Origin of the sequence: Streptomyces tropicalis (assembly GCF_029269835.1) — a bacterium.
GTDB lineage: Bacteria > Actinomycetota > Actinomycetes > Streptomycetales > Streptomycetaceae > Streptomyces > Streptomyces tropicalis.
In genome coordinates this window covers 92,569-106,105 of the sequence record NZ_JARJBB010000005.1, presented here as the reverse complement: position 1 = coordinate 106,105, position 13,537 = coordinate 92,569, and the positions used below count along the sequence as shown (strand labels likewise).

Annotated in this window: 14 protein-coding genes; 10 read left to right on the top strand and 4 right to left on the bottom strand. The window is 72.7% G+C overall.

Annotated elements, in window-relative coordinates; genetic code table 11:
• Positions 1-90 precede the first annotated feature (90 nt).
• The gene (locus tag P3H78_RS11980; RefSeq protein ID WP_276108899.1) at positions 91-654 is read left to right on the top strand and encodes a GNAT family N-acetyltransferase; all 564 of its coding nucleotides are present in this window, start codon (positions 91-93) and stop codon (positions 652-654) included.
• Here the strand turns inward: P3H78_RS11980 and P3H78_RS11975 are convergent.
• Positions 644-1,327 (bottom strand): glycerophosphodiester phosphodiesterase, encoded by a 684-nt coding sequence (locus P3H78_RS11975; RefSeq protein WP_276108898.1) that lies wholly within the window; start codon positions 1,325-1,327, stop codon positions 644-646. The genes P3H78_RS11980 and P3H78_RS11975 overlap by 11 nt on opposite strands.
• A 473-nt stretch (positions 1,328-1,800) precedes the next feature.
• On the opposite strand from P3H78_RS11975, the gene P3H78_RS11970 reads away from it, so the two are divergent.
• From P3H78_RS11970 to P3H78_RS11955, 4 genes are all read left to right on the top strand, one after another.
• Positions 1,801-3,198 carry a DUF6421 family protein gene (locus P3H78_RS11970; protein WP_276108897.1) on the top strand — a complete coding sequence of 466 codons (1,398 nt, stop codon included), beginning with the start codon at positions 1,801-1,803 and terminating at the stop codon, positions 3,196-3,198.
• Between the two features lie 32 nt (positions 3,199-3,230).
• Positions 3,231-3,986: an SDR family NAD(P)-dependent oxidoreductase gene (locus tag P3H78_RS11965; protein ID WP_276109226.1), complete on the top strand. Its 756-nt coding sequence runs from the start codon at positions 3,231-3,233 to the stop codon at positions 3,984-3,986.
• A complete protein-coding gene (locus P3H78_RS11960) occupies positions 3,983-5,053 on the top strand; it encodes a threonine aldolase family protein (protein ID WP_276108896.1) in 1,071 nt (356 codons plus the stop codon). The genes P3H78_RS11965 and P3H78_RS11960 overlap by 4 nt, the downstream gene beginning before the upstream one ends.
• A 245-nt stretch (positions 5,054-5,298) precedes the next feature.
• Positions 5,299-5,991: a B3/B4 domain-containing protein gene (locus P3H78_RS11955; RefSeq protein WP_276108895.1), complete on the top strand. Its 693-nt coding sequence runs from the start codon at positions 5,299-5,301 to the stop codon at positions 5,989-5,991.
• Between the two features lie 81 nt (positions 5,992-6,072).
• Here P3H78_RS11955 and P3H78_RS11950 read toward each other — a convergent pair whose 3' ends face one another.
• A complete protein-coding gene (locus tag P3H78_RS11950) occupies positions 6,073-6,801 on the bottom strand; it encodes a lysophospholipid acyltransferase family protein (protein WP_276108894.1) in 729 nt (242 codons plus the stop codon).
• Positions 6,802-7,077: 276 nt separating this feature from the next.
• Here P3H78_RS11950 and P3H78_RS11945 point away from each other — a divergent pair, with 276 nt between their 5' ends.
• From P3H78_RS11945 to P3H78_RS11925, 5 genes are all read left to right on the top strand, one after another.
• On the top strand, positions 7,078-7,404 hold the full coding sequence (locus P3H78_RS11945; protein ID WP_276108893.1) for a TlpA family protein disulfide reductase: 327 nt from the start codon (positions 7,078-7,080) through the stop codon (positions 7,402-7,404).
• Positions 7,405-7,513: 109 nt separating this feature from the next.
• Positions 7,514-8,023: a flavin reductase family protein gene (locus P3H78_RS11940; protein ID WP_276108892.1), complete on the top strand. Its 510-nt coding sequence runs from the start codon at positions 7,514-7,516 to the stop codon at positions 8,021-8,023.
• Between the two features lie 222 nt (positions 8,024-8,245).
• Positions 8,246-9,031 (top strand): electron transfer flavoprotein subunit beta/FixA family protein, encoded by a 786-nt coding sequence (locus tag P3H78_RS11935; protein WP_276108891.1) that lies wholly within the window; start codon positions 8,246-8,248, stop codon positions 9,029-9,031.
• 78 nt (positions 9,032-9,109) lie between these two features.
• Positions 9,110-10,072 (top strand): electron transfer flavoprotein subunit alpha/FixB family protein, encoded by a 963-nt coding sequence (locus tag P3H78_RS11930; protein ID WP_276108890.1) that lies wholly within the window; start codon positions 9,110-9,112, stop codon positions 10,070-10,072.
• 172 nt (positions 10,073-10,244) lie between these two features.
• Complete coding sequence (locus tag P3H78_RS11925) at positions 10,245-11,543, top strand: DUF6986 family protein (RefSeq protein ID WP_276108889.1); 1,299 nt, start codon at positions 10,245-10,247, stop codon at positions 11,541-11,543.
• A 14-nt stretch (positions 11,544-11,557) separates the two neighbouring features.
• Here P3H78_RS11925 and P3H78_RS11920 read toward each other — a convergent pair whose 3' ends face one another.
• Positions 11,558-12,337 carry a hypothetical protein gene (locus P3H78_RS11920; RefSeq protein ID WP_276108888.1) on the bottom strand — a complete coding sequence of 260 codons (780 nt, stop codon included), beginning with the start codon at positions 12,335-12,337 and terminating at the stop codon, positions 11,558-11,560.
• A gap of 6 nt (positions 12,338-12,343) precedes the next feature.
• The gene (locus tag P3H78_RS11915; protein ID WP_276108887.1) at positions 12,344-13,438 is read right to left on the bottom strand and encodes a LacI family DNA-binding transcriptional regulator; all 1,095 of its coding nucleotides are present in this window, start codon (positions 13,436-13,438) and stop codon (positions 12,344-12,346) included.
• Positions 13,439-13,537: the final 99 nt, after the last annotated feature.

Below are 13,537 nucleotides of genomic sequence, written 5' to 3'. Positions count from 1 at the left end.
CCGGAGCCCCCACCGCCCGGAGGGCGGCGCGGGCGGCGGCGATACCCTCGTGGCTGCCCCGCCGTGTCCGAGCACCGAAAGGCCCCGCCCATGGAGACCGCCACCGGACCGACCTTCCGCGACGCCACCGACGCCGACGTCGGCACCCTCGTCGCGCTGATCGAGTCGGCGTACCGCGGGGACGCCAGCCGGGCGGGGTGGACCACCGAGGCGGACATCCTCGAAGGGCAGCGCACCGACCCCGAGGGCGTCCGCGCCGTGATCGGCTCGGCCGACAGCCGGCTGTTGACCGTGGAGTGCGACGGCCGCGTGGTCGCCTGCTGCCAGCTCGAGCACCGCGGCGACCACGCCTACTTCGGCATGTTCGCGGTGAGCCCGGGGCTCCAGGGAGCGGGCCTGGGCAAGGCGATCATCGCCGAGGCGGAGCGCCGGGCCCGGCGCACGTGGGGCGTGCGGGAGATGCGCATGACCGTGATCTCCGTGCGGGACGACCTGATCGCCTGGTACGAGCGCCGCGGCTACCGCCGTACGGGACGCATGAGCCCCTTCCCGTACGGCGACGAGCGCTTCGGCATCCCCCGGCGCGACGACCTGCAGTTCGAGCTGCTGGTCAAGGAACTGACGGACGGCCCCGCGGACCCGGCTACGCGGTGAAGCGTCCCGTGCGCCTGATCTCCGGGTAGTCGGTGGTCGCCCCGTCCAGCTCCAGGGCGCGCACGAGGCGCAGCTGGTCCAGGCTGTTCACCACCCATCCGATGATCCTGAGGTCCGCCTCGCGCGCCTGCTCCACGACCTCCAGCGTGAGGCGGCGGATGTTCAGGCAGACGGTGGCCGCCCCGGCGGCGGTCGCGCGTGCGACGACGTCGGTGCCGTAGCGGCTGGCGACGAGCGCCGTGCGCACGCCGGGCACCAGGCGGGCGATCTCCGCGATCGCCTCGTCGTGGAAGGAGGAGACCTCCACCCGCGACACGAGGTCCCGCCGCTTCATCACCTCGGCCAGCGCCCGGGCTGCGGACACGTCCTTGATCTCCGCCTGGAGCGGCGCCCGCACCGCGTCGAGGACCTCGTCGAAGACCGGGATCCGCTCGCCGTGGCCCGCGTCCAGGGCGCGCAGCTCGTCGAGGGTCTTGTCGGCGACGGCGCCGGTTCCGTCGGTCGTGCGGTCCACCTCCGCGTCGTGCATGACGACGAGGGCGCCGTCCTTGCTCAGGTGCAGGTCGAGTTCGATCACGTCGAGGCCGGCCTGCTCGGCGGCGACGAAGGAACGGAGGGTGTTCTCGGGCTCGACGCCCATGACTCCGCGATGACCGAGGGTAAGGAAGTTCAAGGTTCAACTCGCTTCCGTCGACGGCGGCTCGGTGTGCGCGGGGACCGGACGGACTCCGTCCGCGCGACAGTGCCGCAGCCTAACCGCCGGGACCGGCGATGGCTCCGCGCGTACACGGAGCAGAGGGGTGACGGCCGGGAGGTGGCGGGGACGCGCCCGGTGCCGCGGTCACCCGGGGGTGGGCGCGGCCAGGCGGGGGTTGACGGCTGCCCGCCGGTGGGCGCCCCGGGGCCGGGGCGCGCGCCCCGGTCCGCTCTCGCATGACCGGAAACCGTCTGTGATCCATCCCATGCCGGGGTAGGGGCGTGTCGCCCCGGCTGTCGCGGGTAGGCGGCTGTCTTACGGGCGTCTGGCAGGAAAATGAGCGGCGAAGATGGGTGGGGGCAGAATAATTTCCCGCAGCCCCTCTTGCTGGGTGAAAGCTCGTATGTATACGGTCTCCATACGCGAGCTTCTCCCGTGGAGGATGGGATATGACGGAAATTCTTGTGCCGGTGGGCCCGGAGGGGCAGCTTCCTCCCGCGACCAGGGTGGTGGAGCACCCGGCGTGGCCCGTGCTCAAGGATGCCGTGGAGCAGATCCGGCCATGGCAGTCGAAGGACGGCTCCATCGACTTCACGGCCGAGGGCGCCCCGGACCGCACGGACGCCGAGCTCGCCGTGGAGCGGATGATCGGGGCCGTCGGTGAGCTGGCCCCGCTGCTGCCGCACGACGCCGCCTACCACGAGGCGCTCGCCGCCGACCTGCGCCGCTGGGCGACCGACGGCTTCCAGGTCCCGGACTTCCTCGACTCGCTGCTGGCCTTCCAGCCCGCCGCCGGGCGCGAGGACGGCCTGCAGCACCTGGTCGTCTTCCCGATGTACACGCAGAACGGCAACCTCGACCGCAACTTCGAGGCGGTCGTCCTGCGCATGGTCTGGCCCGACTGGCTGGCCGAGCTGGAGCGCACCCGCTACGACAACCCGCTGTTCTGCGGCATCACGTTCGAGGACTTCACGGCCGGCTACGACACCAACTCCGCCGTGCTCTTCCCCGAGACGATCGCCGTGCGCGAGGCGCCGGAACGATTCTCCTGGGGTGGCATCTTCTGCGACCGCGAGGCCGCCCGCTTCCGCCGTGTCACGGAGGCCGCCGTGGACATCCTGGGCCTGGAGCTGCCCGAGGACATCGCCGCGATGGTGCACGACCAGAAGCGCTGCGAAGAGGCGTTCGTGCTCTGGGACATGGTCCACGACCGCACCCACAGCCACGGCGACCTGCCCTTCGACCCCTTCATGATCAAGCAGCGCCAGCCGTTCTGGATGTACGGCCTGGAGGAGCTGCGCTGCGACCTCACCGCCTTCAGGGAGGCGGTCGCGCTGGAGGCCGACGGTGTCCCGCAGGCCCGCGACGTGCAGTACGCGGTGCTCTTCGACCGCATGTTCCGCTTCCCGGTGACCGGCGAGCGGGTGCGCAACTACGACGGCCTGGGCGGCCAGCTGCTCTTCGCCTACCTCCACAAGCACGACGTCGTGCGCTGGACGGACAACAAGCTGTTCATCGACTGGCAGCGCGCCCCCGAGGTCACCAACCACCTCTGCGCCGACATCGAGAAGCTGTACCGCGACGGCATCGACCGCCCCAAGCTGGTCCACTGGTTCGCGGGCTACGAGCTGGTCTCCGGCTTCCTCGCCCCGCACCCGGGCTCCAAGTGGGCCAAGGGCCCCGATGCCCTCGACCTGAGCCTGCCGCCGCGCAAGCTCGTGGACGACGTGCTTCCCGACGAGTTTCCGCTGAGCATGTTCTACGAGGCACTGTCCAAGAAGCTGAAGCACGTGATCGCCTCCACGAAGGGCATCACCGCGGACGGCGCCGAGCGGATCGCCGCGTGAGCGACCGCACCCAGACTGCTCGGGAGGAGACCATGGTGGGGAACGGCAACGGGGCACTGAGCGGTGCGGTGATCGCGGTGGCCGGCGCGGGGGGACCCGCCGGCCGGGCGGCACTGCTGCGGCTCGCCGAGGCGGGCGCGACCGTCGTCGGTTCGGACAACGACCCGCAGCGGCTCGCGGAGGCCGTCGACGCGGCCCGGTACGCCAAGGGTGGCGCGACCGTCGTCGGCGAGACCGTCGACCTGCTCGACCTGCAGTCGGTCCGCGAGTGGGCCGGCCGCATCGAGAAGGACTTCGGCCGGGTCGACGGCGTGGTCCACCTCGTCGGCGGCTGGCGCGGAGGCAAGAGCTTCGGCACGACCGACCTCGGCGACTGGGACCTGCTGGAGAAGCTGCTGGTGCGCACCGTGCAGCACACCTCCCTCGCCTTCCACGACGCGCTGCAGCGCAGCGACCGCGGCCGGTACGTGCTGATCAGCGCGGCCGGGGCGAGCAGGCCCACCGCCGGCAACGCCGCGTACTCCGCCGCCAAGGCCGCCGCCGAGGCGTGGACGCTCGCCATGGCGGACGACTTCCGCAAGGCCGGGGGCGAGCAGGGCCCGTCGTCCGCGGCTGCGATCCTGGTGGTGAAGGCGTTGGTGCACGACGCGATGCGCGCCGAGCGCCCCAACGCGAAGTTCGCGGGCTTCACGGACGTCAAGGACCTGGCCGAGGCCATCGCCGGAGTCTGGGACCAGCCCGCCGCGGAAGTGAACGGAAACCGTCTGTGGCTCACCGAGAAGCCGTGAACCCTGCCAAGACCGACGCGCGTCGCCACCACGACCCCGAGGTCCGCGGTTTCGCCAGCGACAACTACGCCGGCGTCCACCCCGAGGTGCTCGCCGCTATCGCCGTGGCCAACGGCGGGCACGACGTCGCGTACGGCGAGGACGCGTACACGCAGAACCTCCAGCGGATCGTCCGCAGCCACTTCGGTGCCACCGCCGAGGCCTTCCCGGTCTTCAACGGCACCGGCGCCAACGTCGTCGCGCTCCAGGCGGTCACCGACCGCTGGGGCGCGGTGATCTGCGCCGAGAGCGCGCACATCAACGTCGACGAGGGCGGCGCCCCGGAGCGGATGGGCGGCCTGAAGCTGCTCACCGTGCCCACGCCGGACGGCAAGCTCACCCCCGAGCTGATCGACCGGCAGGCCTGGGGCTGGGAGGACGAGCACCGGGCCATGCCCCAGGTGGTCTCGATCACCCAGAGCACCGAGCTGGGCACCCTCTACACGCCCGGCGAGATCCGTGCGATCTGCGAGCACGCGCACGCCCGCGGCATGCGGGTGCACGTGGACGGTTCCCGGATCGCCAACGCGGCCGCGTCCCTGGACGTCCCCCTGCGGACCTTCACCAACGCGGTCGGCGTCGACCTGCTCTCGCTGGGCGGGACGAAGAACGGCGCCCTGGGGGCCGAGGCGGTCGTCGTCCTCAACCAGGACGCCGTCCGGCACATGAAGCACCTGCGCAAGATGTCCATGCAGCTCGCCTCCAAGATGCGCTTCGTGTCGGTCCAGCTGGAGGCGCTGCTTGCCAAGGACCTGTGGCTGCGCAACGCCCGCCACGCCAACGAGATGGCGCAGCGGCTTGCGGAGGGCGTCCGCGCGGTGCACGGCGTCGACATCCTCCACCCGGTGCAGGCCAACGGCGTCTTCGCCCGCCTCCCGCACGACGTCTCCGTGCGCCTGCAGGAGCGCTTCCGCTTCTACTTCTGGGACGAGGCCGCGGGCGTGGTCCGCTGGATGTGCGCCTTCGACACCACGGAGGACGACGTCGACGCGTTCCTGGCAGCCCTCAAGGAGGAGATGGCGCGCTAGCGGCCACGTCACGCGCTTTCCCGCCCGGACCGCTGCCCCGCCGCGGTCCGGTGCGGCCCGATCCGGACCCGGCACACCCTGCGCCGGGTCCGGATCCGTATGCTCTGCTCCGATGCCAGTCCAATGGGTTGGACTGTGGAGTCCTGTACGCTGGACATCGGGTCGGTCGTACCGGCTGTCCCCGCGGGTGGCGCCGGAGCGGCCTCCCCGCTGCTCGACGCCCCCAGTGAACTCCGAGGCAGGCCATGACCCTCACCCTGACCGTGTCCGACGAGGTGCGTGTTCTCGCGCCCGGCTTCGCCCATGTGGCGATCGAGGCGCACGGCCTCGTCAACGGGCCCAGCAGTCAGGCGAGTTCCGACCTGCTCGACGACGCGGCCCGCCGTCTCGCCGCCCGCCTGGGCGGACGCGCTCCGCACGAGGACCGGCACATGGCCGCCTGGCGCGAGGTCTACACCGCCTTCGGCTCCAAGCCCTCCCGCACCCGGAACTCCGCCGAGGCCCTGGCCAGGAGGGCGCTGGCGGACGGCGGGCTGCCCCGCATCAACCTGCTGGTCGACCTCTACAACGCCGTCAGCGTCGCCCACCTGATCCCCGTCGGCGGGGAGGACCTCGACCGGATCCGGGGCGGGATGCGGCTGGTGCGCGCAGCCGGGGACGAGGACTTCGTGACCGTGGCGGGCGGCGAGGAGGCCGTCGAGCATCCCGACGCGGGCGAGGTGGTCTGGTGCGACGAGGCCGGGGTGACCTGCCGGCGCTGGAACTGGCGCCAGGGCCCGCGCACCCGGCTGACCGAGGAGACCGTCTCCGGCCTCTTCCTGGTGGAGAGCCTCGCGCCGATGCCGGTCGCCGAGGTGGAGGCGGCGGCCGCCGAACTGGCGGAGCTGCTGGAGAAGTTCAGCCCCGGCGCCCGGATCGCGGTGCGGCCGGCCGCGTAGCCGCGCAGGCGGCGCCGCCGCCGCAATGCCCTCCGCGGGCGCGCCCGGGCCGGAGCCCGGGCGCGGGCGAGCCGGAGGCGGTCAGAGCGCCTCGGCCGTGCGCAGCTGCTCGGGGGTGGGGGCCGAGCCGCCCAGGTGGGCGGGCATCCACCAGCTGTCCTCCGCGCCCTTCGGACGGACCGGGTACGCGCGCTGGGCGGCGTCCAGCAGTTCCTGCACGCGCTCGCGCAGGCGCCGGGTGATCGCGCCCGCGTACTGGTCGCGGGGGGCTTCGACGGCCTCGCCCACCCGGATGGTGATCGGGGTGTGGCTGCGCCTGAAGTTGCGCGGGTGCCCCTTGGTCCACAGGCGCTGCGTGCCCCACAGGGCCATGGGGATCAGCGGCACCCCGGCCTCCTGCGCGAGGCGCGCGGCACCCGACTTGAAGCTCTTCAGGGTGAAGGACTGCGAGATCGTGGCCTCGGGGAACACACCCACGATCTCGCCCGAGCGCAGCGAGTCCAGGGCGTGCGCGTAGGCCGCCTCGCCCTGCGTGCGGTCCACCGGGATGTGCTTCATGCCCCGCATCAGCGGACCGGAGATCCGATGCCGGAAGACGGAGTCCTTGGCCATGAAGCGGACCAGCCGCTTCTGCGGGAGAGCCGCCAGGCCGTCGAAGATGAAGTCCAGGTAGCTGATGTGGTTGCTCACCAGCACGGCGCCGCCCGAGCGCGGGATGTTCTCCGTACCCTTGCAGTCGATCTTGAGGTCCCACACCTTGAACATCGTGCGGGCGAGACCGATGACGGGACGGTAGACGAGCTCTGCCATGGGCGGGGCGGACCCTTCTCTCTGCCGGCGGAGGGTTCCCCGGCGGAAGTTACGGAGCCGTAGGTTTACGGCATCTCGCAGATCGTGCCCGAAGAACGGCCGGGGGGCCAGCCCACGTGCCCGGCGGCGGCGAGATCCTCGTCACGTCGGCGCAACGGCGCACGGGCCGGGAATCCTCGGGCGGGTGCCGACGCTGACCATCCGGGAACCGGAAGAACGGCACGGCACCGGCACCGGTGGCGTGCGGGCGCGCGGCGGCGGAACAGGAGGGCGCGGGTGCGCGGGCACGACGAGGGCAGGCGGCTCGGAGCGGGCGACCTGGGCGAGGAACTCGGCCAACGGGCGACGCTGGTCCAGTTCTCCAGCGCCTTCTGCGCTCCGTGCCGGGCCACTCGACGGGTCCTCGGCGAGGTCGCGGCCATGGTTCCCGGAGTCCGGCACGTCGAGGTCGACGCCGAGGCGCACCTCGACCTCGTGCGCGCGCTCGGCGTCCTGCGCACCCCCACCGTGCTCGTCCTCGACGCGGACGGCCGGGAGGTGCGGCGCGCCACCGGGCAGCCGCGCCGGGCGGACGTCATCGCCGCCCTCGGGGAGGCTGTGTGACGCCCCCGCAGATGACGGTGAGGCATCTCCCAGATGCCGGGATGCACTTGACTGTGCAGGCCGCCTCTCGTCAGCCTGACCGCATGCCCTCGGAACCCCTTCTCCCCGCATGACGGCCCCCTCCGGCCTCGGCGGCGTCCGCCTGGCCTCCCCGGACCTGCTGCGCTCCGTCTTCCGGCGGCACGCGGCGGGCGTCGCCGTCGTCACGGCCGGCGGTGCGGCCGGGCCCGTCGGGTTCACGGCCACCTCCCTGAGCTCCGTGTCCGCGGAGCCCCCGATGCTCTCCTTCGGCATCGGCACCGGCGGTTCCAGCTGGCCGGTGGTCTCCCGCGCCGACCACGTCGGCGTGCACATACTCGGCGAGCACCAGCAGGACCTCGCGGCACTCTTCGCCCGCAGCGGCGCCGACCGCTTCGGCCCGGGGACCGCCTGGCGCGAGGGCCCCGAGGGCGTGCCCGTGCTGGACGGCGTCCTCGCCTGGCTGGTCTGCCGGATCGTGGCGCGGGTTCCGGCCGGGGAGCACCGCATCGTGATCGCCGAGGTCGTCCTCGGCGACCCCACCGGCGCCGGGCGCCCGCTCCTCTACCACCAGGGCCGTTTCAACGGCCTGCGCGACTGAGTTCCCGCGCCCCCGCCTCCTGTGCACCCGTCGGATTCCGGTTACGCTGCGTTGCGAAGGTCACAGTTCAAAGCGCTTGCTTAGCGGGAATGGACTGGGTGTACTGACGAGTAATATTCCGGTCGGAGCGCCTGGTCGCCCCAACAGGGATCGGCCGCTTCAGGCGCCTATGCTGCCTGCAAGAAGGCAGCCCCGAAATGACGATGCAGTAGGAGAGCCGGCGTGAGCTTGAGGATCGTTGTCACTGTGAAGTACGTGCCCGACGCCACTGGCGACCGGCACTTCGCCGATGACCTGACCGTCGACCGCGACGACGTGGACGGTCTGCTCTCCGAGCTCGACGAGTACGCGGTCGAGCAGGCGCTGCAGATCGCCGAGGACGCGGACGACGCCGAGGTCACCGTCCTGACCGTGGGTCCGGAGGACGCCAAGGACGCACTCCGCAAGGCCCTGTCCATGGGTGCCGACAAGGCCATCCACGTCGAGGACGACGACCTGCACGGCACCGACGCCATCGGCACCTCCCTGGTGCTGGCCAAGGCCGTCGAGAAGGCCGGTTACGACCTGGTGATCTCCGGCATGGCCTCCACCGACGGCACCATGGGCGTCGTTCCGGCCCTGCTGGCCGAGCGCCTGGGCGTCCCGCAGGTCACCCTGCTCTCCGAGGTCTCCGTCGAGGACGGCACCGTCAAGGGCCGCCGGGACGGCGACGCGGCCTCCGAGCAGCTCGAGGCGTCGCTCCCCGCGGTCGTGTCGGTCACCGACCAGTCGGGCGAGGCCCGCTACCCGTCCTTCAAGGGCATCATGGCGGCCAAGAAGAAGCCGGTGGAGTCCTGGGACCTGGGCGACCTGGACGTCGACGCCGAGGAGATCGGTCTCGAGGGCGCCTGGACGAAGGTCGACTCCGCGACCGAGCGTCCGGCCCGCACCGCCGGCACGATCGTCAAGGACGAGGGCGAGGGCGGCAAGCAGCTCGCTGAGTTCCTCGCGAGCCAGAAGTTCATCTAAGGGCCGCGGGCCCGATCGGGCCCCCGCGCACCCGACCGCCCCTCAAGACTTCGCAATTCCGCTAGGAGAACCATTCCCATGGCTGAAGTTCTCGTCTACGTCGACCACGTGGACGGCGCCGTCCGCAAGCCCACCCTGGAGCTGCTGACCCTGGCCCGCCGCGTCGGCGAGCCCGTCGCGGTCGCGCTGGGCAACGGCGCCGGCGACACCGCCGCCACCCTCGCCGAGCACGGTGCGGTGAAGGTCCTCACGCACGAGGCCGCCGAGTACGCCGACTACCTGGTCGTGCCGAAGGTCGACGCGCTGCAGGCCGCCGTCGAGGCCGTCTCCCCGGCCGCCGTGCTGGTCCCGTCCTCCGCCGAGGGCAAGGAGATCGCGGCCCGTCTGGCGCTGCGCATCGGCTCCGGCATCATCACCGACGCCGTCGACCTGGAGGCCGGCGACGAGGGCCCGGTGGCCACCCAGTCGGCGTTCGCCGCGTCCTACACCACCAAGTCCCGTGTCTCCAAGGGCACCCCGGTCATCACGGTCAAGCCGAACTCGGCCGCCGTCGAGGCCGCCCCGGCCGCCGGTGCCGTCGAGGCGCTCGCCGTGACCTTCTCGGACCAGGCCACCGGCACCAAGGTCACCGGCCGCACCCCGCGCGAGTCCACGGGCCGCCCGGAGCTGACCGAGGCCGCGATCGTGGTCTCCGGCGGCCGCGGTGTGAACGGCGCGGACAACTTCTCGATCATCGAGGCGCTCGCCGACTCCCTCGGCGCGGCCGTCGGTGCCTCGCGTGCCGCGGTGGACGCCGGCTGGTACCCGCACACCAACCAGGTCGGCCAGACCGGCAAGTCGGTCTCGCCGCAGCTGTACATCGCCAACGGCATCTCCGGCGCCATCCAGCACCGGGCCGGCATGCAGACCTCGAAGACCATCGTGGCCGTCAACAAGGACCCCGAGGCCCCGATCTTCGACCTGGTCGACTACGGCGTCGTCGGCGACCTCTTCGACGTCGTCCCGCAGCTGACCGACGAGGTCAAGACCCGCAAGGGCTGACGGTCCCCGGCTGCCCGGACCGGCCGAGGCCCCCGCGACCCCCGTGGTCGCGGGGGCCTCGGCGTGTCCCGTTCCGGCTCCCGCCCCGGGGTGTTGACCCGCGGGAAGATCCACCGATAGCTTCGTTCAACGGATTGTTGATTCCGTACAGCGGAAAGCAGGAGGGTGTGGGATGGGGCAGCACGAGAAGGTGGCGACCAGCCTCGCGGACGCCGTCGGCGAGGAGATCGGCGCCTCCCTCGCGCCGGTCGACGCCGAGCTGGAGCGCCTCTACCCGGGCGACCCCGGTACCCGCCAGCCCGTCCACACCGTCTACGTCCCCGGCGACGCCTTCGCCGCCGACACCGTCCGCTCCTGGGGCGACCGCGCGCTCGACGCGCTCGACGCGCACGCCCCCGACGCCGCCTCCTTCGCCGCCGTCCTCGGTCTCGCCGACGACCTCGCCGAACCCGTCTACGCACGCGTCCGCGCCAAGCTGGAACGTGAACCGGTGGAGGACCTGCGCGTCGACTTCGAGGACGGCTACGGCCCGCGCCCCGACGACGAGGAGGACCAGGCGGCGGCCCGCGCCGCCCGGCTGCTCGCCGAGGCGTCCGCCCGGGGCACGGCGCCCCCGTACAGCGGCATCCGCATGAAGTGCATGGAGGCCCCCGTCCGCGCCCGGGGCATCCGCACCCTGGACGTCTTCCTCACCGGCCTGCTCGCGTCGGGCGGCCTGCCCGACGGGCTGGTCCTGACACTGCCGAAGGTCACGTACGCCGAGCAGGTCACGGCCATGGCCCGGCTCCTGGAGGCCTTCGAGCGGACCCACGGACTGAGGCCCGGGCGGCTCGGGTTCGAGATCCAGATCGAGACCAGCCAGGCCATCCTCGCCGCCGACGGCACCGCCACGGTCGCCCGCATGATCCAGGCCGCCGAGGGCCGGGCCACCGGGCTGCACTACGGCACCTTCGACTACAGCGCCTGTCTCGGCGTCTCCGCCGCCCACCAGGCGAGCGACCACCCCGCCGCCGATCACGCCAAGGCCGTCATGCAGGTCGCCGCGGCCGGCACCGGCGTCCGGGTCTGCGACGGCTCCACCAACGTGCTGCCGGTCGGCCCGGCCGCACAGGTCCACGCGGCCTGGCGGCTGCACTACGGCCTGACCCGGCGCGCACTGGCCCGCGCCTACTACCAGGGCTGGGACATGCACCCCGGCCACCTTCCCACCCGGTACGCGGCGGTCTTCGCCTTCTACCGCGAGGGCTTCGCGCAGGCGTCCGCCCGACTCGCCCGCTACGCGAACCGCGCCGGCGGCGACGTCATGGACGAGCCCGCCACCGCCAAGGCCCTCAGCGGCTACCTGCTGCGGGGCCTGGACTGCGGCGCCCTCGACACCGGCGAGGTCGCCCGGCTCACCGGCCTGACCCGCGCCGACCTGGAGAGCTTCGCCGTACCCCGCCGGGGCGACCTCACGGCCTCGTCCGGCTGACCCGGAGGCGTCCTCTACCGGCGCGCGTAGCCTTCCAGGCCCGACGCGGTCACCCTCTCCTCCTCGCGGAACAGCCGCGTGCCCCGGGCGCACAGACGCAGGTCGGCCCGGGCCCGGGCGCAGAAGGTCTCCGGGGTGTCGCCGAACAGGTCCCGCATCCGGGAGGACTCCACCAGCAGTTCGGTGAGCAGTGCCCGCTCGCCCGGGTGCCGGCGCGGGGCACCGGAGCCGGAGTGCAGGACCCCGTGCCGGTTCACGTAGACGGACACGCCCGACAGCGCACGGCCGCCCTCCGGTTCCACGCGCACGTCGGACCCGGGCAGCCAGACCCGCTCGTAGTTGCCCGTCGGGACCGGTACGCCCTCGCTCGCGTCGACGGCGGCCAGCTGCCGCGCGTCGAGCCACAGCACGAACAGCTCGCGTACGGTCGTGGGAGCGCGGAACGGCGACGCCGACACGTAGCCCATCCGGCTCACGTGGGCCGACACCCCGACGTCGACACCGGTGACCCGGGACCTGACCATCGGGAGGGGCGCGGCGATCCCCGACTCGGCCAGCTTGTGGCGCAGTTGGCCGGGGCAGCCGTTGGAGCCGACGGCGAGCAGGGGATGGCGGCCCGCCAGGGGGAAGTCGCCGAGGGGCAGCATCCGGTCCCCGACGAGGACGCCCGACTCCTCGGGCCAGACCCCCGGATACAGCAGGGGATGCTCGCGCGGCGCCTCGGCCAGGCCGAGCTCCTCCAGAGTGCGGCCGTCCCGGCGGGATCCGGCCGGCGGGTGCTTGGGGTCCGCCACGGCGTCTCAGTCCGCCGGCGGCAGCTCGCCCGAGCCGCGAGTGATCAGGCGGGTGGGCAGCTCGATCCGCTCCGGGGCCGGCGAGGGGCCGTCCAGCCGGCGGAACAGTCGCTCGGCGGCGGTCCGGCCGAGGGCGGCCGCGTCCTGCGCGACGACGGTGACGCCCGGCTGCAGCAGGTCCGCCAGCTCGATGTCGTCGAAGCCGACGAGCGCCACCGGCCTCCGGTGCTCGGCCAGCACCCGGACCACGGTGACCGTCACCCGGTTGTTGCCCGTGAAGATCGCGGTGACCGGGGACGGTCCGGCGAGCATGCCCTCGGCGGCCCGGCGCACCCGCTCCGGGACCGTGACCCCGAGCGACATCCACGCGTCCTCGACGGCTATCCCCGCGTCCTGCATCGCCGCCCGGTAGCCGCGCAGGCGCTCGGCCGCGGTGTGGATGCGCGGCATGTCGCCGATGAAGCCGATCCGGCGGTGGCCGTGGGCGATCAGGTGGGCGACCCCGTCCCGGGCACCTCCGAGGTTGTCCGACAGCACCACGTCGGCGTCGATCCGCCCGGCCGGACGGTCCACGAAGACGGTCGCCACGCCCGCCTTCATCTCCGGCTCCAGATACCGGTGGTCGTCTCCCGCGGGGATGACGACCAGCCCGTCCACCCGGCGGGCGCACAAGGCCAGCGCCAACTCCTGCTCGCGGTCGGGGTCCTCGGCGCTGGAGCCGTTGATGAGCAGGGCGCCGTGTGCACGGGCCACCTCCTCCACCGCGCGGCTCAACGGCCCGTAGAAGGGGTCGGCGAGGTCCTCCAGCACCAGGCCGATGCTCGCCGTGCGGCCCTTGCGCAGCACCCGGGCGCTGTCGTTGCGCCGGAAGCCCAGCGCGTCGATGGCCTCCTGGACCCGCCGCTCGGTGTCCGGGGTGACGCCCGGCTCGCTGTTGACCACCCGGGAGACGGTCTTGAGGCCGACACCGGCGCGGGCCGCCACGTCCTTCATCGTCGGACGGTTGCCGTAGCGGCTTCCGGAGAGGCGATCTGCTCGACGGGCGGTCTCGGGCACGGGGCGGCGTCCTGTCCTGTCGTCCACGGGGATGCGTCGGTCCATGGGGTGGTATGAGGATGTGGCGTCGAGCATAGAGCCTGGACAACGTTGTCATGAGCGCGAGAGACTGTCCACCGCCATCCCCGGCCCGCGCTCCACCGC